The 20,637-nt window shown below is 68.4% G+C and carries 20 protein-coding genes; 9 read left to right on the plus strand and 11 right to left on the minus strand.

The window, feature by feature from the left end:
• Positions 1-121: 121 nt before the first annotated feature.
• Genes EJK91_RS07660 through EJK91_RS07695 form a run of 8 tightly spaced genes read left to right on the plus strand, consistent with a single transcriptional unit; the run spans position 122 to position 7,919 of the window.
• The gene (locus tag EJK91_RS07660) at positions 122-463 is read left to right on the plus strand and encodes an ArsR/SmtB family transcription factor (protein ID WP_036458283.1); all 342 of its coding nucleotides are present in this window, start codon (positions 122-124) and stop codon (positions 461-463) included.
• On the plus strand, positions 460-939 hold the full coding sequence (locus EJK91_RS07665) for an NADH-quinone oxidoreductase subunit B family protein (RefSeq protein ID WP_125078606.1): 480 nt from the start codon (positions 460-462) through the stop codon (positions 937-939). Before EJK91_RS07660 ends, EJK91_RS07665 begins: the two co-directional genes overlap by 4 nt.
• A 5-nt stretch (positions 940-944) precedes the next feature.
• Positions 945-2,891 (plus strand): proton-conducting transporter transmembrane domain-containing protein, encoded by a 1,947-nt coding sequence (locus EJK91_RS07670; RefSeq protein ID WP_125078629.1) that lies wholly within the window; start codon positions 945-947, stop codon positions 2,889-2,891.
• 5 nt (positions 2,892-2,896) lie between these two features.
• A complete protein-coding gene (locus EJK91_RS07675; protein ID WP_125078628.1) occupies positions 2,897-3,850 on the plus strand; it encodes a respiratory chain complex I subunit 1 family protein in 954 nt (317 codons plus the stop codon).
• Positions 3,847-4,518 carry a hypothetical protein gene (locus EJK91_RS07680; protein WP_024443206.1) on the plus strand — a complete coding sequence of 224 codons (672 nt, stop codon included), beginning with the start codon at positions 3,847-3,849 and terminating at the stop codon, positions 4,516-4,518. Before EJK91_RS07675 ends, EJK91_RS07680 begins: the two co-directional genes overlap by 4 nt.
• Positions 4,518-5,984 (plus strand): proton-conducting transporter transmembrane domain-containing protein, encoded by a 1,467-nt coding sequence (locus EJK91_RS07685; protein ID WP_125078607.1) that lies wholly within the window; start codon positions 4,518-4,520, stop codon positions 5,982-5,984. The genes EJK91_RS07680 and EJK91_RS07685 overlap by 1 nt, the downstream gene beginning before the upstream one ends.
• On the plus strand, positions 5,984-7,462 hold the full coding sequence (locus tag EJK91_RS07690) for a hydrogenase large subunit (protein ID WP_125078608.1): 1,479 nt from the start codon (positions 5,984-5,986) through the stop codon (positions 7,460-7,462). The genes EJK91_RS07685 and EJK91_RS07690 overlap by 1 nt, the downstream gene beginning before the upstream one ends.
• 37 nt (positions 7,463-7,499) lie before the next feature.
• The gene (locus EJK91_RS07695) at positions 7,500-7,919 is read left to right on the plus strand and encodes a MarR family winged helix-turn-helix transcriptional regulator (protein ID WP_036458287.1); all 420 of its coding nucleotides are present in this window, start codon (positions 7,500-7,502) and stop codon (positions 7,917-7,919) included.
• Between the two features lie 25 nt (positions 7,920-7,944).
• Here the strand turns inward: EJK91_RS07695 and EJK91_RS07700 are convergent, their stop codons facing one another.
• From EJK91_RS07700 to rpsB, 3 genes are all read right to left on the minus strand, one after another.
• Positions 7,945-9,372 (minus strand): amidase, encoded by a 1,428-nt coding sequence (locus EJK91_RS07700; protein WP_125078609.1) that lies wholly within the window; start codon positions 9,370-9,372, stop codon positions 7,945-7,947.
• Between the two features lie 104 nt (positions 9,373-9,476).
• The gene (gene tsf / locus EJK91_RS07705; protein ID WP_024443211.1) at positions 9,477-10,292 is read right to left on the minus strand and encodes a translation elongation factor Ts; all 816 of its coding nucleotides are present in this window, start codon (positions 10,290-10,292) and stop codon (positions 9,477-9,479) included.
• A gap of 15 nt (positions 10,293-10,307) precedes the next feature.
• Positions 10,308-11,144 (minus strand): 30S ribosomal protein S2, encoded by an 837-nt coding sequence (rpsB, locus tag EJK91_RS07710; protein WP_024443212.1) that lies wholly within the window; start codon positions 11,142-11,144, stop codon positions 10,308-10,310.
• A gap of 233 nt (positions 11,145-11,377) precedes the next feature.
• Here rpsB and EJK91_RS07715 point away from each other — a divergent pair, with 233 nt between their 5' ends.
• On the plus strand, positions 11,378-11,917 hold the full coding sequence (locus tag EJK91_RS07715; RefSeq protein WP_125078610.1) for a M23 family metallopeptidase: 540 nt from the start codon (positions 11,378-11,380) through the stop codon (positions 11,915-11,917).
• On the opposite strand, the gene EJK91_RS07720 is transcribed toward EJK91_RS07715, so the two are convergent.
• From EJK91_RS07720 to ctaD, 8 genes are all read right to left on the minus strand, one after another.
• Positions 11,871-12,746, minus strand: a complete 876-nt coding sequence (locus tag EJK91_RS07720; protein WP_125078611.1) for an alpha/beta fold hydrolase — start codon at positions 12,744-12,746, stop codon at positions 11,871-11,873. The genes EJK91_RS07715 and EJK91_RS07720 overlap by 47 nt on opposite strands.
• Entirely contained in the window at positions 12,743-13,642 is a 900-nt protein-coding gene (locus tag EJK91_RS07725) for a tyrosine recombinase XerC (RefSeq protein WP_125078612.1), read from the minus strand. Before EJK91_RS07725 ends, EJK91_RS07720 begins: the two co-directional genes overlap by 4 nt.
• 34 nt (positions 13,643-13,676) lie before the next feature.
• Complete coding sequence (locus EJK91_RS07730; RefSeq protein ID WP_024443216.1) at positions 13,677-14,837, minus strand: alpha-hydroxy-acid oxidizing protein; 1,161 nt, start codon at positions 14,835-14,837, stop codon at positions 13,677-13,679.
• Positions 14,838-14,841: 4 nt separating this feature from the next.
• Positions 14,842-15,699, minus strand: a complete 858-nt coding sequence (locus tag EJK91_RS07735; protein ID WP_024443217.1) for a siderophore-interacting protein — start codon at positions 15,697-15,699, stop codon at positions 14,842-14,844.
• 40 nt (positions 15,700-15,739) lie between these two features.
• Positions 15,740-16,879 carry a DNA-processing protein DprA gene (dprA, locus tag EJK91_RS07740; protein ID WP_024443218.1) on the minus strand — a complete coding sequence of 380 codons (1,140 nt, stop codon included), beginning with the start codon at positions 16,877-16,879 and terminating at the stop codon, positions 15,740-15,742.
• Complete coding sequence (locus tag EJK91_RS07745; RefSeq protein WP_024443219.1) at positions 16,876-18,387, minus strand: YifB family Mg chelatase-like AAA ATPase; 1,512 nt, start codon at positions 18,385-18,387, stop codon at positions 16,876-16,878. Before EJK91_RS07745 ends, dprA begins: the two co-directional genes overlap by 4 nt.
• Entirely contained in the window at positions 18,388-18,756 is a 369-nt protein-coding gene (locus EJK91_RS07750; RefSeq protein WP_024443220.1) for a YraN family protein, read from the minus strand. It lies immediately after the preceding gene.
• A 146-nt stretch (positions 18,757-18,902) separates the two neighbouring features.
• A complete protein-coding gene (gene ctaD / locus EJK91_RS07755) occupies positions 18,903-20,603 on the minus strand; it encodes an aa3-type cytochrome oxidase subunit I (RefSeq protein WP_125078613.1) in 1,701 nt (566 codons plus the stop codon).
• Positions 20,604-20,637: the final 34 nt, after the last annotated feature.

Consider the following 20,637-nt stretch of genomic DNA (forward strand, 5'->3'; position numbering starts at 1 on the left):
ATCGTCCGCGACGGCATTGTCATCCTGCCCTACCGGAACGGTCAAACAGAGCCCGGGGTGGCGACACCGGCCCCAACCGTCACAACATATGAAGAATTTTTCAATTGATGCTTTCGTTGCTATGGTCTTCGCTGTGCCGAATTCGCTCCACCAGGTGAAAGCCGAGTTCTTCAAGACTCTCGGGCACCCCGCCCGGATCCGAGTCCTGGAACTGCTCGCCGAACGCGACCACACCGTCGGTGAGCTGCTTCCCGAGATCGGGCTCGAGGCATCGAATCTGTCCCAGCAGTTGGGCGTACTGCGCCGCGCCGGCGTCGTAACAGCCGCCAAAGACGGCAACACGGTGGTCTACTCCATCGCCTCACCGGTGATCACCGAGCTACTCACCGTCGCGCGCAAGGCCCTGACCGGAATGCTGAACGACCAAGTCGCCATCCTCGATGACCTGCGGGCCGGGCAATGAGCTGGCTCACCAGAATCCGTGCCCTGGGCCGTGTCACCGAACCGGCCGGCGCCCGCCCGCCGGCCACCACCGAACCGCCGGGAGGCGTGACGGGCTCGGTGCAGATCCGCCACGTCGACGCCGGATCGTGCAACGGCTGCGAGATCGAGATCGCCGGGGCATTCAGCCCGGTGTACGACGCCGAGCGATTCGGCGCCCGGCTCGTCGCCTCGCCACGTCACGCCGACGCCCTGCTGGTCACCGGGGTGGTCACCCGCAACATGGCCGAGCCGCTGCGAAACACCCTGGAGGCCACCCCGCAGCCCCGCAAAGTCATCGCGTGCGGGGACTGTGCCCTCAACCGCGGGGTGTTCGCGCAGTCCTACGCAACGGTGGGAGCGGTCGGCGAAGTGGTCCCGGTCGATGTCGAGATCCCCGGCTGCCCGCCGACGCCCGAGCAGATCCTCGCCGCGCTGCGGTCGGTGACCGGCCGGTGAGCACGCTGACGGTTTCGACCCCTGACACGTCACACCACCAGGGGCTCCCAGCAGTCCTCAGCGGTACTGCCACGGCCGGCATCGGTGCGGCCGGGGTCGGGATCGGCCTGGCCGGTGTGTTCGGCAGCGTGCCCGCGATCCGCATCGACTGGCTGGTGCCGCTGCTGGGTGTGCAGCTGCGCATCGATGCGCTCGGCGGGTTCTTCATGGGCCTGACCGGTGCGGTGGCTGTGGCCGCCGGCCTGTACTGGATCGGCTATGCACGCCACGAGCGCTACGGTGCGGTCCCGCTGCTGACGCTGCCGCTGTTCGTCGCCACCCTGCTGACGGTTCCGGCGGCCGGGTCGGTGACGACGTTCCTGCTTGCGTGGGAACTGATGGCGCTGGCCTCGCTGGTGTTGGTGCTCACCGATCAACGGCGCAGCGAGGTACGTTCGGCCGCGCTGATCTACGCGGTGATGACCCAGCTCGGCTTCGTCTCGCTGCTGCTGGGCATGGTGGTGCTGGCAGCGCACGCCGGCGACGACTTCGCCGGTATGGGCACGCTGCCCGATCGGGTGCGCGACACCGTCTTCGTGTTGACCCTGATCGGCTTCGGCTCCAAAGCCGGACTCATGCCCCTGCACGCGTGGCTGCCCCGGGCGCACCCCGAAGCACCCAGTCCGGTCTCGGCATTGCTCAGTGCCGCCATGGTCAACCTCGGCATCTACGGGATCATCCGTGTCGACGTGCAACTGCTCGGGCCGGGACCGCGCTGGTGGGGTCTGACGCTGTTGCTCGCCGGTGGCGCATCGGCGCTCTACGGAGTGTTGCAGGCATCGGTGGCAACCGACCTCAAACGGCTGCTTGCCTATTCGACGACGGAGAACATCGGGCTGATCACCCTGGCACTGGGTGCGGCGACGTTGTTGTCGGGTGCCGGATCGCGTGACGCCGCGGCCGTGGCCGCGGTCGCGGCGCTGCTACATCTGCTTGCCCACAGTGCGTTCAAGAGCCTCGGATTCCTGGCCGCCGGGTCGGTCCTGGCCGCCACCGGCCTGCGCGACCTGGATCGGCTCGGCGGGCTGGCCCGCCGGATGCCAGGCACGACAACGTTGTTCGGGGTGGCTGCGCTCGGCGCCGCCGGCCTGCCGTTGGGAGCGGGCTTCGTCAGTGAATGGCTGCTGATCCAGTCGCTGATGCATGCCCGAGCCGACCACGACCTCACGGTCACCCTGGTGACACCGCTGGCCGTGGGTGCGGTCGCACTGACCGCCGGCCTGGGGGTGGCCGCCATGGTCAAGGCCTTCGGCATCGGGTTCCTGGCTCGGCCACGCTCAGATGCCGCCGCAACGGCCCGGGAAGCGCCCGGCGCGATGCTCGCCGGGATGACCGTGGCCGCACTCGCCTGCCTGGTGCTGGCCGTCGCGCCGGGAGCCGTGGGCCCGCTGCTGCACCGGGTGCTCGACATCCTGCCGGTATCCGGGGCGGCCCCGGAGCTCGGAACCTACCTGCGCATTCCCGGGCTGGACGCGTCGATGTCCCCTGGCCTGCTGGCCGTCGTTCTGGCCGCCGCGGTCGTGGTGGTGCTGATCGGTTCACGCTGGCGGGCACAGCGGCGGCCGAGTACCGCCACGGTGCCACTGTGGGCTTGCGGCGCAGACGAATTGAGCCCACGAATGCAATACACCGCGACGTCGTTCGCCCAACCCTTACAGCAGGTTTTCGATGATGTGCTGCACACCGACACCGCGGTCGAAGTAAGCCGCCAAGCTCCGTCGAGCTACTACGTCGACCGGATCGCCTACCGGGCGCGGGTGGCCGACGTCGTCGAAGACCGCTGGTATGCCCCGCTGCTGCGGGCCGTGGCCGCCGCCGCGCAGCTGGTGCGCCGCGCTCACACCGGCAGTGTGCACCTCTACCTGGCTTACGGCGCGGTGGGAGTGCTGATCGCCATGTTGGTGGCGCGATGAACGCACTGACATACCTGGCGGGCTTCGTGCAGGTCGCCGGCGTCATCGCAGGAGCCCCACTGGTCATCGGCCTGATGCGCCAGGTCCGTGCCCGCGCCGAGGGCCGCACCGGCGCCGGGATCTGGCAACCGTGGCGTGACATCCGCAAACTGCTGGGCAAGCAGAATCTCACGCCGCTCGGCACCACCTGGGTGTTTGCCGCGGCGCCGGCCGCGCTGGCCGCCACCACACTGGTCATCGTCGCCACCGCACCTTTGGTGGCGACCGGCTCGCCGCTGGACCCGATCGCCGACCTGATCACCGTTGTGGGCCTGCTGTTTTTGGGAACGGTGGCTCTGACCTTGGCGGGCATCGACACCGCGACGGCCTTCGGCGGGATGGGCGCCAGCCGCGAGATCACGATCGCGGCGCTGGTGGAACCGACCATCCTGGTGGCGGTGTTCGCCCTGTCCATCCCGGCGAACTCAGCCAACCTGGGCGCCATCGTCGGCAACACCAGCGAGCATCCCGGTCAGGTGATCTCACTGGCGAGCGCGCTCGCGTTCGTCGCGCTGGTCATCGTGATCGTCGCCGAGACCGGCCGGCTGCCGGTGGACAACCCGTCCACCCACCTGGAGCTGACCATGGTGCACGAGGCCATGGTGCTCGAATATGCCGGGCCCAAGCTGGCCATGGTCGAATGGGCAAGCGGCATGCGGCTGACCGTGCTGCTGGCGTTGCTGGCAAAACTGTTCTTTCCCTGGGGCATTGCCGCCGCGGAGCCCAGTGTGCTCGACCTGATCGTCGGCGCCGGCGCGATCGCACTCAAAGTGGCGGCGCTAGCCGCAGTCATGGCCGCCGTGGAGGTCTTCCTGGCCAAGCTGCGCCTGTTTCGGGTGCCTGAACTACTCGCTGGGTCCTTTGTCCTGGCGGTGCTGGCCGTGACGGCGGCGAACTTCTTTTCGGGAGCGGCCGGATGAACGACGCGTGGATCGACTACGTCAACATGCTGGACCTGGCTGCCGGTGGCGTTCTGCTGGCCGCGGTGCTGGCGGTCTGGCACCGCGACCTGTCGGTGGTGGTTCGCCGGTTGCTCGTCGCCCAGGGTGTCGCGCTGGCCGCGATCCCGGTGATTCGCGGTGTGCACGAGCATGATCGAGCCCTGCTGTTGGTAGGCCTCGGCGTACTGGCGGTACGTGCGGTGCTGCTGCCGTGGCTGCTACACCGAGCGTTGGGCGCCGAACGCCAAGAACGCCGCGAGTCCGCTCCCCTGGTCAGCACGACCGCATCGCTGCTGATGGTCACCGCACTGGTGGTCGCGGCCTTCACCATCGCCCAACCGGTGGTCGCGCTGGCGCCCAGTACCGCGACGAACGCCGCCCCGGCGGCCATCGCGACGGTGCTGATCGCCCTGTTCACCATGGCGACCCGCCGCCACGCCATCTCACAGGCGGTCGGGCTGCTGATGCTGGACAACGGAATCGCTGCGACCGCGTTCCTGCTGACCGCCGGGGTCCCGCTGATCGTCGAACTCGGCGCCTCGCTGGATGTGCTGTTCGTCTTGATCGTGCTCGGAGTGCTGACCGGACAACTGCGCAACGCCTTCGGCGGCGTGGACCTGGACCTGTTGCGGGAGCTACGCGACTGATGACACTTCTGATTGTGCTTCCACTGCTGGCACCGGTGCTGGCCACGCTGTGCTCGGCGACGCTCGGCGGGCGCCGGTTCAGCGCCGCCGTCACGGTGATGTCGGCGCTGACCATCCTCGGATCCGGTGTCGCCCTGGCTTTTCAGGTCGGCGACGGGGCCCATCTGGCGCTGAACGGCCTGTTGCGGGCCGACGCACTGTCGGTGACGATGCTGATCACCATCGGTGTGGTCGGCAGTCTGGCCACCTGGGCGAGCATCGGCTACGTCGACGCCGAATTGGCATGTGGGCACACCGATGCGCGCGGCGCGCGGTTGTACGGCATCCTGACCCCGGCGTTCTTGGCGGCGATGGCTCTTGCGGTGTCGGCCAACAACATCGGCGTGGTGTGGATCGCGGTGGAGGCCACCACGGTCGTCACCGCGTTTCTGGTCGGGCACCGCCGCAGTCGGGCCGCGCTGGAGGCCACCTGGAAGTACGTCATGGTGTGTTCGGTGGGCATCACGATCGCGTTCCTGGGCACCGTGTTACTGCATTTCGCCGCACTGCATGCCGGGGCGGGCGCTGAAGACGCGCTGGACCTCGACGTGCTGGCCGCTCATGCCGGAGGGCTCGACCCGGCGGTGACCAGGTTGGCGGGCGCACTGCTGCTGATCGGCTATGGAGCCAAGATGGGCCTGGCGCCGTTTCACACCTGGCTCGCCGATGCGCACAGCCAGGCCCCGGCTCCGGTTTCGGCGTTGATGAGCGGGGTACTGCTCTCGGTCGCGTTCTCGGTGCTGATCCGGATCAAGCCGATCATCGATGCCGCGGTGGGCCCGGCGTTTCTGCGGACGGCACTGCTGGCCGCCGGTCTGGTGACACTGCTGATAGCTGCGTTGCTGCTCACCGTCACGACCGATCTCAAACGGATGCTGGCCTATTCATCGATGGAGACCATGGGCCTGATCGCGGTCGCCGCGGCGGCGGGCACCCAGCTGGCGATCACGGCGCTGCTGCTGCACGTGCTGGCTCACGGGGTCGGCAAGACCGTGCTGTTCCTGGCCGGCGGGCAGCTGCAGGCCGCCCATGGCACCACCGCGATCGGTGAGATCACCGCGGTGTTCGGCAGGTCACCGTTGGTCGGCGGCGCGTTCGCGGCCGGCCTGGTGGTCCTGCTCGGTTTGCCCCCGTTCGCGATTTTCGCCAGCGAGGTGGCGATCGCACTCTCGCTGGCCGATGCGCGCCTGGCCTGGGCTCTCGGTCTGGCACTGGTGGCGCTGGTGGTGGCGTTCGCCGCCCTGCTGCGCAACTCCGGCCGCCTGCTGCTGGGTACCCCGGACGTCGGCGCCCCGGCGATCCGGGTACCGGTGACGGTTGCGGGCGCGCTGGTGGCCGGGGTGCTGCTCTCGCTCGCCCTCGGAGTGACTGCGGGCCCGCTGACCGACTTGTTCACAACCGCCGCAAGCCAACTCGGAGTCCGCTGATGGAGCCGATCACCAGCACGCAGCCGGTCACCGGCGATGAGTTGATCGATGCGGCCACGGCTCTGCTCGCCGACGGGTTCCGGCTGGCACTGATGGCCGCTCACGATGACGGCGACACCCTGCGGGTGGTGTACCTGTTCCTCGCCGGCCGCCCGGATCGCCGCCGGGAGCTGACCCTGACCGTTCCGGCGGACGCCCCGACGATCCCCTCGCTGGCCCGGCTGTCTTTTCAGGCCGGGCGATTCGAGCGCGAGATGCTCGATCTGTACGGGATCATCCCGGTCGATCATCCGCAGCCGCGCCGCCTGGTACTGCATGCGCATTGGCCGCAGGGTTGGCATCCGATGCGCAACAATGCCGGACCACCCGGCGACTTCGTTGCGGCGGACCACTTCCCCTTCCTGACCGTGGACGGCGCCGGGGTCTATGAGATCCCGGTCGGCCCGGTACACGCCGGTCTGATCGAGCCGGGCCACTTCCGGTTCTCGGTCGTCGGCGAATCGGTGTTGCGCCTCAAGGCACGACTGTGGTTCGTTCACCGCGGGATCGAGCGACTCTTTCAGGGCCGGGCGGCGCTCGCGGCGGTGGACCTGGCCGAACGGATCAGCGGTGACACCTCAGCCGGTCACGCACTCGCGCACAGCCTGGCCGTCGAGGACGCGCTCGGTGTCGTGCTGCCCGATCCGGCACATCGGTTGCGCGCACTGCTCGTCGAGCTCGAGCGCCTCTACAACCACGCCGCCGATCTGGGTGCCCTCGCCAATGATGTGGGCTTCGGCCTGGCCAACGCCCACGCCCAGCGCGTCCGCGAACTTGTGCTGCGTATCAACGCGCAGGTGACCGGGCACCGACTCTTGCGCGGGGCGATCAGCCCCGGAGGTGTGGTGCTGCAAACACTTCCGGACCCGAGCCGGCTACAGGAGCTGGCTGATGACATCGCCGAGATCGCCGAGCTGACGTTGGGCAACTCGGTGATCTATGACCGGTTCGCCGGCACCTCGGTATTGCACCGCGACGACGCCGTGGCGATGGGCACCCTGGGCTACGTGGCTCGGGCCAGCGGGATTGTCACCGACGCCCGCCTCGACCACCCGACCACCGTGCTGCCGGTGACCGAGGTGACTGCGAGCGCCGGGGATGTACTGGCCCGTTACACCGTTCGACGCGACGAATTCGCGGCCTCAGTGGCTCTGTGCCGCAACCTGATCGACAATCACGAGGGCCCGCTCGACATCCGGGAGTCCGTTCCGGCGACGACCGGCCCGGGTAGCGGGGTCGGCATCGTCGAAGGCTGGCGCGGAAGCATCGTGCATCGGGTGGAGATCGGAGCCGACGGCGTCATCGGGCGCGCGAAGATCGTCGACCCGTCCTGGTTCAACTGGCCCGCGCTGCCGGTGTCGATGACCGACACCATTGTTCCGGATTTCCCGCTGACGAATAAGAGCTTCAACCTGTCCTACGCGGGAAACGATCTATAGCGGCTCAGCGCAAACCTGGTATGTCAGGATATTTGACATGGATGACGTGGACGTTGCTCCGTTGGGCTATCTGCTGTACCGGGTCAGCTCGGCGCTGCGCCCGCAGGTGACCGCGGTACTCGGGCCGCTGGGGCTGGCCTTGCCCGAATTCGTCTGCATGCGAGTCCTGTCGCTGCGTCCGGGACTGTCCAGCGCCGAACTGGCCCGCCACACCGGCGTCACCCCGCAGGCGATGAACACCGTGCTGCACCGACTGGAGAACCGCGGCGCGGTCAGCCGCCCAGACTCGGTGCCGTCCGGGCGGGCACTGCCGGCGAACTTGACCGACGCCGGGCGGGAGCTACTGAAGCAGGCCGAAGATGCCGTACACGTCGCCGACGGTCGGGTGCTGGCTGCGCTGAGCCCAGCCGAGCAACACCGGCTGCGACAGATGTTGGAGCGAATCGGCGCGGAGTGACCGCTAGGTCCAGGGCAGCGACCCGTCAGGCCCGGGCGGCGATGGTCGGCCAGGGCTTGGCGGCCTCCAGTTCGTAGGCCAACTCCAACAGTCGGGCGTCGCGCCCGATGGGGGCACTGAACATCATGCCCACCGGCAACCCGGCCGCGGATTCGGCCAGCGGCAGCGAGATCGCCGGTTCACCGGTGGCATTCTGCAGCGGMGTGAACGCCACCCAGTCCATCAGCCGGTCGATGATCTGCTCGTAGCCGGCGGTGGGGTCCAGGTGGCCCACCCGCGGCGTCTCGTGGGCCAGCGTCGGCGTGAGCGCGACGTCATAGTCGCCATACAGCCGCGCGGTGTGCCGGCGGCGCACCGCCGCCAGGCGCGCAACCGCCAGCGGAAGCCGGTGAAGATGACGGGTGGCATGACGATCCAGCCCCAGCGTCAGGTTGTCCAGCCGGGTTCGATCGAAGGTGGGACCGAACATCCGCTTGCCGCCCTTGACCAATGCGGTCGCCAAAAACGCCCAGTAGAGCAGGAAGTCGTCGGCGAAATGCGCGGGCACCGGTGGCCCGTCGAGGTACTCGACGTGGTGCCCCAGTTCCTCGAGCAGCGCGGCGGTCTTCAAGGTCAGCTCGCGCATCTCCGCCGCCGTCTCGCGCGCGATCGATTGGGTGACCACCGCGATCCGCAGACGCTGGGCACCAGGTGCCCGGATGTCACCGATCGGCGGCAGCTTGGTGTTGCGCGAGATCCGTTCTGCTGCTGCGTAAAAGGCGGCAGTGTCGCGCACCGAGCGGGTCACCACCCCATTGAAGACGATCCGCACCGGCATGGCACGCAAATCCTTGTCCAACGGCAGCCGGCCCCGCGACGGTTTGAGCCCGACCAGGCCGTTGCAGGCCGCGGGGATACGGATGGACCCGCCGCCGTCGTTGGCATGCGCGATCGGCACCACCCCGGCAGCCACGAACGCCGCCGATCCCGACGACGACGCCGCCGCGGTGTAATCGGTGTTCCACGGGTTGCGCACCGCGCCGATCCGCGGATGCTCGGCCGAAGCGCTGAAGCCGAACTCGCTCAGCTGGGTTTTGCCCAGCGCGATCAGCCCGGTGTTCAGGTAGAGCTTGGCGAAAGCGCCGTCGGCCGCGGCTGGGTGCGGCTGCCAGGCATCGGTGCCCTGCATGGTCGGCATCCCGGCGACGTCGACATTGTCTTTGATGAACGTCGGGACGCCCTGAAAGAACCCGGGATGCCCGGTGCCGCCGCCGCTGTGCCGGGCGGTCTCCCGCGCGCGGTCGAATGCCCGGTAGGCCAGGCCATTCAACTGCGGGTTGACCGCTTCGGTGCGCGCGATCGCGGCGTCGACCAGGTCCGCGGGCGTCACCTCGCCGGATCGGAGCCGTTCAACCAGGCCAACCGCGTCGGAATCACCGAGCGCATCGTCGCCGAAAGCTTGCACATATTGCATGCCGGTGACATTAGCCGACCGGCCAGTACAGCCTGTGACGCCCGAACGAAAATCACCGCCAGGCCCGAGCACCGGGCGCTGGCGGTGATTTTCGTAGCAGGTGACTAGGCCTGTCCGACCTCGAACCGCGCGAAGCGGGTCACGGTAACGCCGGCCTCGTCGAGCAGCGCCTTGACGCTCTTCTTCGAGTCCGAAACCGACGACTGGTCCAGCAGCACCACGTCCTTGAAGAAGCCGGTGACCCGGCCTTCGACGATCTTGGGCAGGGCAGCCTCGGGCTTGCCCTCCTCCTTGGCCGTCTCTTCGGCGATGCGGCGCTCGTTGGCCACCAGGTCGGCGGGCACGTCGTCGCGGCTCAGGTACTTGGCCTTGAGCGCGGCGATCTGCAGCGCCACCGCGTGGGCCGCCTCTGTATCCGAACCGGTGTACTCGACCAGCACACCCACCGCCGGCGGCAGGTCGGAGGCCCGCTTGTGCAGGTAGGTCTCCACGGTGCCGTCGAAGTAGGCGACCCGGCGCAGTTCGAGCTTCTCGCCGATCTTGGCCGACAGCGCCTCGATGGCCTCACCAACGGTGCGGTCACCGATATTGGCGCCCTTGAGCTCCTCGACATCGGAGGTCTTGGCCGCCGCGGCGGCGGTGACAACCTCTTCTGCGAGGGCCTTGAACTCGTCGTTCTTGGCGACGAAATCGGTCTCGGAGTTCAGCTCGATCAGCGCGCCACCCTTGGCAGCGACCAGACCTTCGGCGGTGGCACGCTCGGCGCGCTTGCCGACGTCCTTGGCGCCCTTGATGCGCAGCACCTCGACGGCCTTGTCGAAGTCGCCGTCGCTCTCGGCCAGCGCGTTCTTGCAGTCCATCATGCCTGAGCCGGTGAGCTCCCGAAGCCGCTTAACGTCGGCAGCRGTGTAGTTCGCCACTGTTGTGTGCCTTTCCTACGATGCGTCGGTGGTGGTTTCTGCGCCGGCAGCTGCGGCGTCGGCGTCGGGCGCGGAGGTGGTGGCGCCCGCCAGCAACTCCTGCTCCCACTCGGCCAGCGGCTCGACCGCTTCGGCCGCAGCCTTGCCCTCGCCGTTGCCCTGACCTGCCCGGGCCTGCAGCCCCTCGGCCACCGCGGAGGCGATGACCTTGGTCAGCAGAGCCGCAGAGCGGATCGCGTCGTCATTGCCCGGGATCGGGTAGTCGACCAGGTCGGGGTCGCAGTTGGTGTCCAGGATCGCGATGACCGGGATGCCCAGCTTGCGGGCCTCGCCGACGGCGATGTGCTCCTTGTTGGTGTCGACGACCCAGACAGCCGACGGCACCTTGGCCATGTCGCGGATACCGCCGAGGCTGCGCTCCAGCTTGTTCTTCTCGCGGGTCAGCATCAAGATTTCTTTCTTGGTGCGCCCCTCGAAGCCGCCGGTCTGCTCCATGGCCTCGAGTTCCTTGAGGCGCTGCAGACGCTTGTGCACGGTGGAGAAGTTGGTGAGCATGCCGCCCAGCCAGCGCTGGTTGACATACGGCATCCCGACCCGGGTGGCCTCGGCCGCGACCGACTCCTGTGCCTGCTTCTTGGTGCCGACGAACATGATGGAGCCGCCGTGCGCGACGGTCTCCTTGACGAATTCGTACGCCTTGTCGATGAAGGTCAGCGTCTGCTGCAAGTCGATGATGTAGATGCCGTTGCGGTCGGTGAAGATGAACCGCTTCATCTTGGGATTCCAACGACGGGTCTGATGCCCGAAGTGAGCGCCGCTGTCCAGCAGCTGCTTCATGGTTACGACAGCCATGAGTGCATGCTTCCTTTTTTGTCGGTTGTCGCCCGGCGACGGGTGAGGCCGGGCCCTGGTGTCTGCTGAGATGCCGGACCCCTGTTGGGGACCACCCGACATCCGGTTGTGTGCAGACACGCGAAGTCAGCCCGCATAAGCGAACTGCGCAAATGAGTTTACACGGTCCGAACAGGTGCTTTGTCCACAGCGGTGACTGGCCCGATTCGGGGCCGCCGAGGTGAACTGGGCGGATGAGATGCGTGGCGTTGTTGCTGGTCGGAGGCCTTCTGCTGGCGGCGCCGGCGCATGGCGACTCGGTTCGGCTGGACTGGCCGCTGCGGCCACGGCCGGCGGTGATGCGGCGATTCGACGCCCCGCGCCCGGATTGGCAGCGCGGCCACCGAGGTGTGGACCTGGCCGGAGAACCGGGCCGGCCGGTGTACGCCGCAGGTGCGGGCACGGTGGTGTTCGCCGGACGTTCCGGTGGACAACCGGTGGTGTCCCTGGCCCACCCCGGCGGGCTGCGCACCAGCTACCAGCCGGTGTCAGCGGCAGTCCGGATCGGTCAGCTGGTGGCCGCGGGATCGGTGATCGGTGTCTTGGAGCCCGGCCATCCGGGCTGTGCGGTTTGCCTGCACTGGGGCGCGATGTGGGGACCGGCGTCGCGAGCCGACTACCTCGACCCGTTGGGGTTGCTGGCCTCGACGCCGATCCGGCTCAAGCCGCTGTCGGGCCGAACTTCGGCTAGCGCGGAGGCAGTCGACGCAGGAAGTCCAGCATGGCGGCGATGACGACATCGGGCTGGTCTCGTTGGACCCAATGCCCAGCGCCGGCAATGACTTTCAGTTCGGCGTGCGGGATCAGCGCGGCGGCCGCTCGGGCACGGGCGATAGGCACGCCGGTATCCCGGTCGCCGTGGATGATCAGCGCCGGAGCCGGGAATGACGCCAGCTGCGCCGTGTAGTCGGTTTTCAGCCGGTTCCAGCGCATCTCGTCGTGCTGCCATTGCTCGAAAGCGGCAAACCCGGGATGCTGTGCGGCAGCGATGATCTGCGCGATCAGCTCGGGGGTGCGTTGCGCTGGATCACGGATCAGCGACTTGAGGCTCCACGTCAGCGCGGCGCGGTTCGTGGCCATCCAGCGAGTGGCGAGATCCAGCGCACCGCTACGTTGCAACGCCCACGCCAGCAGGTGTCTGCCGCCGGCCAGCCGCGGCATCAGACCGTAGCTGTCCAACAGCAGCGCCCCGGTGACCCGTTCGGGCCGGTCCAGCACGTGCCCGATTGTCAGTGCCCCGCCCAGCGACAACCCGCCGATGGCGTAGTGCCCCAGTCCGAGGGCGTCAACGAATTCCCGCACGTAGGCGACCAGCCGCTGCTGCGTCACCCGCCAGGTGGGCAGCGGGCTCTCACCGCAGCCGGGGTGATCGGGAGCGACGACACGGAAGCCGCCGGCAGCCAGGCGTGGTCCGACCTCTCCCCAGGACAACTCGGCGCTGTCCGTACCTCCGCCGTGCAACAGCACCACGGCTCCGCCCGCCCGGAAATCGGCATTGTCGGGACGAAAGTCGAGGTAGGAGACCAGTCCGGACGGCAGTTCGACAGTTGACCGCACCGTCACGCCCGCGGGTGCGCCTGATCGTGCACGGCACGCAACCGGGCGACGGTCACATGGGTGTAGAGCTGCGTGGTGGCCAGGCTGGAGTGGCCGAGCAACTCCTGCACGATCCGCAGGTCTGCCCCACCCTCCAACAGGTGCGTGGCCGCCGTGTGGCGCAGCCCGTGCGGCCCCATATCCGGCGCTCCCCCGACCGCGGCGACGGTCTGGTGCACCACGGTGCGCGCCTGGCGCGGGTCGAGGCGCCCGCCGCGGGCCCCGAGCAGCAACGCCGGGCCGGACTCCAGCGTCGCCAGCGGCGGCCTCCCCCTGGCGAGCCATGCCTGCAGTGCGGCGGCGGCGGGCTCCCCGAACGGCACCGTGCGTTGCTTGTTGCCCTTGCCCACCACCCGCACCACTCGGCGCGTACTGTCCACGTCGTCGATGTCCAGGCCGCACAGTTCGCTGACCCGCACGGCGGTGGCGTAGAGCAACTCGGCGATCAGCCTGTCCCGCAGTGCCAGCGGATCATCTTGCTGGGCACCGGATTTGGCGGCCGTCATCGCGTCTTGCGCCTGGTCACGGCGCAGAACCGCCGGCAGCGTCCGGCGCGCCTTCGGCAGCTGCAGGCGCGCACCGGGATCCGATGCCAGTAGCCCGCGCCGCGCCGCCCACGCGGTGAAGGTCTTGACCGTCGAGGTGCGGCGCGCCAGTGTGCTGCGCGCGGCACCGGCGCCGGCCTGCGCGGCCAGCCAACTGCGCAGCAGCGGAAGGCTCAGGCCTTCGATGCCGGCGTGCCCCTGCTCGGCGAGGAACGCGAACAGCGATCGCAGGTCACCGAGGTAGGCGCGCCGGGTGTGATCGGAACGGCCCCGCTCCAAGGCGAGGTGCTCGTCGAACTCCTCGAGAATCGCGTCCACGTCGACCACGGTCTCAGACGGCGCGCCCGAGCACTCAGGTGACGCGCCGCAGCGTTTCCGGGGTGAGATCAACCCGTGACGGATAGCCGTCCACGGCCATGATGAGGTCGGCTTCGGCCAGCAGCGAGCGCAGCACATGCACGATCCCGGCGGTGCCGCCCAGAGCCAGGCCATACGCGTACGGCCGCCCGATGCCCACCGCGGTGGCGCCCAAGGCAAGAGCCTTGATGATGTCGGCGCCGGTGCGGATACCCGAGTCGAAGAGCACCGGCATCCCGTCGGCTGCCGCCACCACGTCTGGCAGGCAGTCCAGTGCGGGCAGTCCGCCGTTGGCCTGGCGGCCGCCGTGCGTGGAGCAGTAGATGCCGTCCACTCCGCCGTCCCGAGCCCGCCGCACGTCGTCGGGGTGACAGATGCCTTTGACGATCAGCGGCAGGTCTGTCAACGACCGCAGCCACGGCAGATCATCCCAGGTCAACGGGTTTCCGAAGGTCTGGACCCAGGACAAGATGGCGGCTTGTGGATTCTCCTCGGGCGGCTGGGCCAGGCCGGCCCTGAACACCGGGTCGGACCAGTAGTTAGACAGGCAGTGCCCGCGCAACTGGGGGAAGTTCGACGTGGACAGGTCCCTGGGACGCCAGCCCGGAACCCAGGTGTCGAGGGTGACGACGATCGCCTTGTAACCGGCAGCCTCCGCGCGATGCACCAGGCTGGCGGCCAGCTCGCGGTCTTTGGGCGTGTACAGCTGGAAAAAGCCTGGGGTGTCGCCGAATTCCGCAGCGACATCCTCGAGCGGGTCGGCGGTCAGGGTGGACACCATCATCGGAACGCCAGTGGCCGCCGCGGCACGCGCGCTGGCCAGATCCCCGTGGCCGTCCTGGGCGCAGATGCCGATGACACCGATCGGCGCCATGAAGACCGGCGAGGGCAGCCGCAACCCGAACATCTCGATCGACAGGTCGCGCTCGGCGGCGCCGACGAACATCCTCGGGATCAGCCCCCACCCGTCGAAGGCGGTGACGTTGGCCCGCTGAGTGCGCTCGTCACCGGCACCGCCGGCCACATAGGACCACACCGAGGGAGAAAGCGCCGCAGCGGCTTTGGTCTCCAATTCGGTGTAGGTCATCGGCAGCGCGGGCATCACCCCGGCCAGGCCCTGCAGGTAGATCTCGAACTGGTAGTCCCCGAAAGCCATCGCGTTAGCCTGTCTGTTCTTCGGCTGATTCTTTAGCGGCGAGTTCCTTCTTCCACTGCCGGAAGGTCTCTTCGGTGCGCCCGCGCCGCCAGTACCCCGAGATCGACGCCCACTTGGCGTCAACGCCGCGCTCCTTGCGGACATACGGCCGCAGATTGTGCATGACGGCCTGGGCCTCGCCGTGGATGAAAACCTGAACCTGGCCCGGCAGCCACGCGGCGGTGGTGACCGCCTCGATCAGCGGGGCGTTGTCCCCGGCCCGCTCCTGCCCCACCAGATCAGCACGTCCCCCGCGGTGCAGCCAGCTCAGCTCGACCCCGTCCGGCACGTCCAGCGCGATCTCGTCGTCGGGCCCGGCGACTTCGATGAATGCCTTGCCCACTGCGTCGGCCGGTAGGGCTTCCAGCGAGGCAGCGATCGCCGGCAACGCGCTCTCATCACCGGCCAGCAGGTGCCAGTCGGCGTCGGGGTCCGGCGCGTAGGCACCGGAAGGACCCATCAGGTAGACCGAATCCCCGGGCGCAGCGCTGGCCGCCCACGGCCCGACAACGCCGTGGTCGCCGTGCACGGAGACATCGATGGCGATCTCTCTGGCGAGCGGATCGGCGCGGCGCACCGTCAGGGTGCGGACCACCGGACGCTGCTCGTCGGGCAGGGCCGCGAAGCTGTCCAGGGTCAACGGCTGCGGTAGCGCTGCGACATCGACGTCATAACGCACAAAGATCACCTTGACGTACGAATCGGTGAAATCGCTGGGCTTGAATGTGTCGAACCCGTTGCCGCCCAACACCACTCGAATCATGTGCGCCGAAGCCTGCTCAGTACGGACAACTTCGAAGGTGTGAACCGGTCGTCCCGCCACGCTGTCTCCCCTCTTCGCCCTGCCCAGCCGACTATACGAGCTACCGATTCGGGCGGGCTATCCCCCAGCTCCCTTCCCGCCGCGCCACCAGGCCGGCGACCTCCAGCATCGCCAGCGGCCCGAACACCTGTGCCGGCGCCAACCCGGAGGCCACCGCGATCTGATCGACGGTGACCACGCCGCGCCCGGGCAGCGCTTCGTAGACCTGGCGTTCGGCGACGGTGAGCCCGTCCAGCGGTGTGGCCGGCCGCGGCGGATCGGCTGCCAGTTCACCCACACGACCCGCGAGCTCGATCACTTCGTCCACCCGGGTCACCAACTCGGCGCCGCCGCGCAGCAGCACGTGGCAGCCGGCCGAGGCCGCGCTTGTGACCGGCCCGGGAACCGCCGCCACCGGCCGGCCCAGCAGCCGGGCCCACGCAGCGGTGTTGGCCGCTCCGCTGCGCAGTCCCGCCTCCACCACCACCGTGACCCCTGCCAGCGCCGCCACCAGCCGGTTGCGGGTCAGGAACCGATAGCGGGCCGGACGTACTCCGGGCGGATACTCCGTTACCAGCAGGCCGCTGGCGCCGATGCGATGCAGCAGCGCGGAATGGCCTGCCGGGTAAGCGATGTCGATGCCGCCGGCCAGGACCGCCACGGTGGTCCCGTCTGCGGCCAGTGCCGCACGGTGGGCCGCGCCGTCGATTCCGTAGGCGCCGCCGGAAACCACTGCCACGTCGCGTTCGGCTAATCCGGCGGCCAGGTCCGCAGTCACCAGCTCGCCGTAGGCGGTTGCTGCCCGGGTCCCGACGATCGCGGTGGCTCGCTCGGAGACCTCGTCGAGGCGTGCCGGCCCCACCGCCCAAAGCACGAGCGGTGGCCGACAATCCGGCTTGCCCACGGCATCAGCGCCCCCGAACGCGGCGAACGCCAGCACCGGCCACTCGTCGTCATCGGGAGTGATCAGGCGGCCGCCGCGGCGGTCGAGGATCTCCAGATCCTCAGCGGCGAGATCGATCTCGCGTCGGACTTCGGTGTGGCGGGCCAGCTCCGGACCGACTGCACCGCACCGAATCCGTTGCGCTGCCTCCACCGGGCCGATCCGATCGACCAGCGCGGCCAGCTCCGGGCGTGGCGGCTCGGCGACCCGGGACAGGAAGGCCCACGCCCGCATCGTGGTGGTGTCTGCGGCGGTCATCGGGCCGCACCTGCCTGGCGGAAGCTCAGGGCTGCGGCGACCTCGTCCAGTCCCGGTGACGCCCGCCCGGCCAGATCGCTCAGGGTCCAGGCGACCCGCAGGGTGCGATTGGCGCCCCGGATCGACAGCAGACCGCGGTCCAGCGCGGTGCGCAACGGAGCCATCGCCGCGGTACTGAGCCGAAACCTGCGGCGCAGCAACGCCCCGCTGACCTCGGCATTGGTGTGAAAGCCGTGTGGTGCCCACCGGTGTGCTGCGGCGGCGCGGGCGTGCGCGACCCGGGTACGGACCGCGGCGGTCGACTCGCCGTCCGCCGCCGAGAACGCACCGGCGCGCACCGGATGCATCTCCACCCGCAGGTCCACCCGGTCCAGCAGCGGACCGGACAGCCGGCCCAGGTAGCGCCGCTTCTCCATCGGTTTGCAGGTGCAGTCTCTGGGGTCGGCCGGCGCGCACGGGCAGGGGTTGGCCGCCATGACCAGCTGGAAGCGGGCCGGATAGCAGGCCACCCCGTCGCGCCGCGCCAGCCTGATCTCGCCGTCTTCCAGCGGTGTACGTAGCGCCTCTAGCGCACTGACCCGGATCTCGGCGCACTCGTCGAGAAACAGCACGCCCCGGTGGGCACGGCTCACCGCACCGGGCCGGGCCATTCCGGACCCGCCGCCGACCAGCGCCGCGACACTCGAGCTGTGATGCGGTGCGATGAAAGGCGGCCGGGTGATCAGCGGCGCGCTGCCCGACAGCAGCCCCGCGACCGAGTGGATGGCGGTGACCTCCAACGACTCGCTTTCGGTGAGTGCCGGCAGTAGTCCGGGAAGGCGTTGGGCCAGCATGGTTTTGCCGATTCCGGGTGGGCCGGTCAGCATCAGATGATGGGAACCGGCGGCAGCCACCTCGACAGCGAATCGGGCCTGCGCCTGGCCGACCACCTCGGCGAGGTCCGCGATCGGCTCGGCAGCCGGAGCCGCGGTGGTGATCCGGTCCTGCAGCCGTGCAGCCCTCTCCAGCCAACCGTGCAACCGGCCCAGCGTTGCCACACCGTAAACGTCGATGCCGTCCACCAAGCTGGCTTCGGCGAGGTTGTCCACGGGGACCACCACCGCAGCCCAGCCGCCCTTCTTGGCCGCCAACACCGCCGGCAGCACCCCGTGGACCGGCCGCACCCGCCCGTCGAGTGCGAGCTCCCCGAGCAGCACCGTCTTCTCCAACCGCGACCACGGTGCTTTGCGGTCTGCCGAGAGCACCGCGGCGGCCAGCGCCAGGTCATATACCGAGCCCATCTTCGGCAGCGTCGCCGGCGACAGCGCCAGCGTCAGTCGGGCTGCGGGCCAACGCTGCCCAATGTTGGTGATCGCCGCGCGCACACGATCCCGCGACTCCTGGAGCGCGGCGTCGGGCAGCCCCACCAGATGCACTCCAGGAAGCCCTGAGCTGATGTCGGCTTCGATCTCCACGATCAAGCCGTCAAGGCCGCGCACCGCGACCGAGAACGCCCGACCCAGTGCCATTCAGCCCACCCCCTGCAGATGGGTGATCTCCGGGGTGCGACTGCGCCCGATCCGCACCCCGATCACGTCGAGACGGACCCCTTCCCAGCGCGATTGCTGGCCCGCCAGCCACACCCCGGCCAGCCGCCGCAGCCTGCGCACCTTCGCTGGCCCCACCGCGTACGCCAGCCCGCCGAAGCCGTCACCGCTGCGGGTCTTCACCTCGACGAACACCACGGTGCACGTGAGCCGCTCCGCGGCGATCACATCCAGTTCGCCGTACCGGCAGCGCCAGTTGCGGGCCAGAATTGCCCACCCGTGCCCGACCAGATGGTCGACGGCCACTTGCTCGCCGAAGGCCCCCAGCTCGGTGCGAGACATGGTTGTCATGCCGGTCAGCGTCGGTCAACACTCCGACAGCGTCGAGCCGACACGATCCGAAACCAGCTGCCGGGCACGAAGTTGTCCCCAGTACAGCGTTCATCCACAGCTGCAGATGCAGCCGGTCCGGCCCGCTCGCTGCGACCGTGAACCCGTCACCGCCGGCCCACATAGGCTTCGTCGTGCACCCGTTGCGCCATATGGGGGTAATGCAATTCGAAAGCTGGCCGGTTGGAACGGATCCGGGGAAGTTCGGTGAAGTTGTGCCGCGGCGGTGGGCAGCTGGTGGCCCATTCCAAAGAGTTGCCGTGTCCCCACGGGTCGTCGACGGTGACCGGCTCGCCGTAGCGATAGCTGCGAAAAACGTTCCAGATGAACGGGAGCATGGAGGCGCCCAAGATGAATGCGCCGACCGTCGCGACGATGTTCAGTGACTGAAAGCCGTCGGTGGCCAGGTAGTCGGCATAGCGGCGCGGCATTCCGGCCGCCCCGAGCCAATGTTGCACCACAAACGTGGTGTGAAACCCGATCAGCGTCAGCCAGAAGTGGAGTTTGCCCAGCCGCTCATCGAGCAGTCGGCCGGTCATCTTCGGAAACCACAGATAGATGCCGGCGAAGGTGGCGAACACGATCGTGCCGAACAACACGTAATGGAAATGGGCCACCACGAAGTAGGTGTCGTGGACGTGAAAATCCAGCGCGGGGCTGGCCAGCATGACGCCGGTCAAGCCGCCCAGAAGGAACGTCACCAGAAACCCGATCGCGAACAACATCGGTGTCTCGAAGGTCAGCTGCCCTCTCCACATGGTGCCGATCCAGTTGACGTATTTGATGCCGGTCGGCACCGCGATCAGAAGCGACATCAACGAGAAGAAGGGCAGCAGCACTGCCCCGGTCGCGAACATGTGGTGCGCCCACACCGAGGCCGACAGAAAGACGATGGCCCACGAGGCGTAGATCAGCGTGGTGTAGCCGAACAGCGGCTTGCGACTGAAGATGGGAAGTACTTCGCCGATGATGCCCCAGAACGGTAGCGCCACGATGTAGACCTCGGGGTGGCCGAAGAACCAGAACAGGTGCTGCCACAGAATCGGCCCACCGGCGGCCGGGTCAAAGACGTGCGCCCCCAAATGACGCTCAGCGACCAAGCCGAACAACGCGGCCGTCAGGACGGGGAAAGCCAAGAAGATCAATACGCTGGTTGCCACGATGTTCCAGGTGAAGTTCGACATCCGAAACATCGTCATGCCGGGTGCGCGCAGGCAGACCACCGTGGTGACCATATTGACCGCGGCCAGAATCGTTCCCAGCCCCGACACGATGAGCCCTAGGACCCACAGGTCAGCGCCGGCTCCCGGTGAATGGACGCTGTCACTGAGTGGCGTATAGCCGGTCCAGCCGAATTCCGCGGCGCCGCCGGGGGTGATGAATCCCGCCACGACCAAGAGCCCACCGAACAGGAACAGCCAGTACGACAGCGCGTTGAGCCGCGGAAACGCGACATCGGGCGCGCCGATCTGCAGTGGCAAGACCAGATTGGCGAAACCGAATGCGATCGGCGTGGCGTACAGCAGCAGCATGAGCGTGCCGTGGATGGTGAACAGCTGGTTGTACTGCTCATTGGACAGAAACTGCAGGCCCGGTGCGACCAGCTCGGCACGCATCAACAGCGCCATCAGTCCCGCGGTCAGGAAAAAGCCGAACGCGGTCACCACGTACATCTGACCGATCACCTTGTGGTCGGTAGTGGTCACCAACTCGATAACCGCCTGGCCGCGGGGCTTACCGCGTGGCGGGAAGGGTCTGGCTGCGGCGGCAACCTCGGTGGTGGCCCTACCAGCCTCGCCGATGACCATAGCTCTCCCGTCACCACGCACGACTGCGATCAGC

It is taken from the genome of Mycobacterium sp. P7213 (genome assembly GCF_900604305.1).
Classification (GTDB): Bacteria; Actinomycetota; Actinomycetes; order Mycobacteriales; family Mycobacteriaceae; genus Mycobacterium.

Bases quoted from the DNA above. Each gene is read 5' to 3' on its own strand.
- dprA (WP_024443218.1), bottom strand. From the start codon at position 16,879: ATGACCGCCGCAGACACCACCACGATGCGGGCGTGGGCCTTCCTGTCC.
- EJK91_RS07750 (WP_024443220.1), bottom strand. From the start codon at position 18,756: ATGACAACCATGTCTCGCACCGAGCTGGGGGCCTTCGGCGAGCAAGTG.
- EJK91_RS07745 (WP_024443219.1), bottom strand. From the start codon at position 18,387: ATGGCACTGGGTCGGGCGTTCTCGGTCGCGGTGCGCGGCCTTGACGGC.
- EJK91_RS07660 (WP_036458283.1), top strand. From the start codon at position 122: ATGGTCTTCGCTGTGCCGAATTCGCTCCACCAGGTGAAAGCCGAGTTC.
- EJK91_RS07715 (WP_125078610.1), top strand. From the start codon at position 11,378: ATGAGATGCGTGGCGTTGTTGCTGGTCGGAGGCCTTCTGCTGGCGGCG.
- EJK91_RS07665 (WP_125078606.1), top strand. From the start codon at position 460: ATGAGCTGGCTCACCAGAATCCGTGCCCTGGGCCGTGTCACCGAACCG.
- EJK91_RS07680 (WP_024443206.1), top strand. From the start codon at position 3,847: ATGAACGACGCGTGGATCGACTACGTCAACATGCTGGACCTGGCTGCC.
- rpsB (WP_024443212.1), bottom strand. From the start codon at position 11,144: ATGGCTGTCGTAACCATGAAGCAGCTGCTGGACAGCGGCGCTCACTTC.
- EJK91_RS07695 (WP_036458287.1), top strand. From the start codon at position 7,500: ATGGATGACGTGGACGTTGCTCCGTTGGGCTATCTGCTGTACCGGGTC.
- EJK91_RS07690 (WP_125078608.1), top strand. From the start codon at position 5,984: ATGGAGCCGATCACCAGCACGCAGCCGGTCACCGGCGATGAGTTGATC.
- EJK91_RS07730 (WP_024443216.1), bottom strand. From the start codon at position 14,837: ATGGCTTTCGGGGACTACCAGTTCGAGATCTACCTGCAGGGCCTGGCC.
- EJK91_RS07685 (WP_125078607.1), top strand. From the start codon at position 4,518: ATGACACTTCTGATTGTGCTTCCACTGCTGGCACCGGTGCTGGCCACG.
- ctaD (WP_125078613.1), bottom strand. From the start codon at position 20,603: ATGGTCATCGGCGAGGCTGGTAGGGCCACCACCGAGGTTGCCGCCGCA.